General features: G+C 34.5%; 2 protein-coding genes. Both read left to right on the top strand.

The annotated features are described in order from the left end of the window. Positions 1 to 500 precede the first annotated feature (500 nt). Positions 501 to 1,061, top strand: a complete 561-nt coding sequence (locus tag A9G11_RS01175; RefSeq protein WP_065617711.1) for a hypothetical protein — start codon at positions 501 to 503, stop codon at positions 1,059 to 1,061. 138 nt (positions 1,062 to 1,199) lie between these two features. Further along, positions 1,200 to 1,498 (top strand): helix-turn-helix domain-containing protein (locus tag A9G11_RS14735; protein ID WP_141674322.1); only part of this gene is annotated, 299 nt, incomplete at its 3' end.

Here is a 1,498-nt window from a genome sequence, read left to right as displayed (position 1 = left end):
TAATTAATGTATTTATTTTGATTAATTATAAGATGAACAATAAGTACACATCTTAACTTAATGTAATAGCAACAACGAAAAAGATAAATTATTCATAATAATTTATTTATCACCAATTAAAATGGAGATAACATCATTAAATATAAACAACTTTTTTACAAAGAAATATATCTCATATCTGAGTATAAACCACCTATGAATGTTAAAATTAGAAAATAGCAAATTTAATAGGACGATTCTATGCTATCACAAGGCGAATGATACTTTTAAGTACTGATTTTTGTATTAAAGTGATTATTTTACTGATTGAAGGGTTGATCTGGTTTTTAAATGCTAATGAGTTAGAATTATTGATAAGACGTAGTATGCTAGGCAAGGGAAATAACGATGCCAAAGCTTAAGATGATATTAAGAAACAACAACCGATCCAAACTTACCCGTTTGATCCTAGTGTACTTTCTAATTATTTTCGTGGCATAAACTAAAAGCAGGATAACTCAATGAATGATTATTATCAAATCATCACCGGTAAAATCGCCGATTTGCAAGTGATTGATACTGACTTAGCACTGTTTGGCAAAGGCACTTTTTCCAGCCTGCCTTTACTGGGGCAATTGGCACTGGGTAACACAACCGAAGCCGCCAGTCAGGTAGGTATGGCTAGCGGTCAGCAAGAGGCTGCCGACTACCTCAATAGTGTACAATATTTTCGCTGTAAACTTGGTGAGTTCACGGTACAAGGCATTTTTTGCCGGGCTTTTTTTCGTAATGGCGATAAGGTCGAAGTGGTAGTCGAACCAATGGAGGACGGCAGTTATTATGCCTACGCCCTACGCCGACCCATCGATCATCGTTTATGGCTCTATCCTTGGGCTATGAAGGGTACCAAAGCAAGTAATAAAGCCTCACTTAAGTTCGCTGGTTCTATTTCACTCGGTATTTTTATTGGGACTATAATTTGCATAATAATAACGTGCGGTGATAAGTTATTTTTATCTATTTTGGTATGTGTGGGAGCTTTTATATTTCATGTTAATAGATTTATTAAACGTTTATTATAATAAAATCCTGGTTATTAGATAAATAACCACTTGAATTCAAGTACTAAGTGCGAATCTTAACTAAAATAAAGGTGACAATAAAAAAGGTAAGTCATTTATAATGATTAATCTGTCACCGACCAAAGTTGAGATTACATCATGAAATATAAACAACTTACCTGTAAAGAAAGATACCAGATTTCTTGTCTAAAGCGTATAGGTTTGAAGAAAAAAGTTATCGCTAAAATACTAGGAAGACATGTATCAACCATTTATCGAGAGCTGAAACGTAATAAAGACCATCGCGGTTATTACTACCATAGTAAGGCGCATAAATTTGCGGTGAGCAGACGAAAAAACAATGGTAGACGAGCAATACGGATAAGTGAAACGACCTGGGGTTATATTACCTATAAGCTTGAAGAGCAATGGAGTCCGGAACAAATCAGTTATTTCAC

The sequence above is a fragment of the Gilliamella sp. wkB108 genome, from assembly GCF_001690195.1.
Classification (GTDB): Bacteria; Pseudomonadota; Gammaproteobacteria; order Enterobacterales; family Orbaceae; genus Gilliamella; species Gilliamella apicola_L.
This window is presented reverse-complemented; position numbering and strand designations above follow the sequence as displayed.

Excerpts from the sequence above, each read along its gene's own strand:
- A9G11_RS01175 (WP_065617711.1), top strand. The coding sequence starts at position 501 with ATGAATGATTATTATCAAATCATCACCGGTAAAATCGCCGATTTGCAA.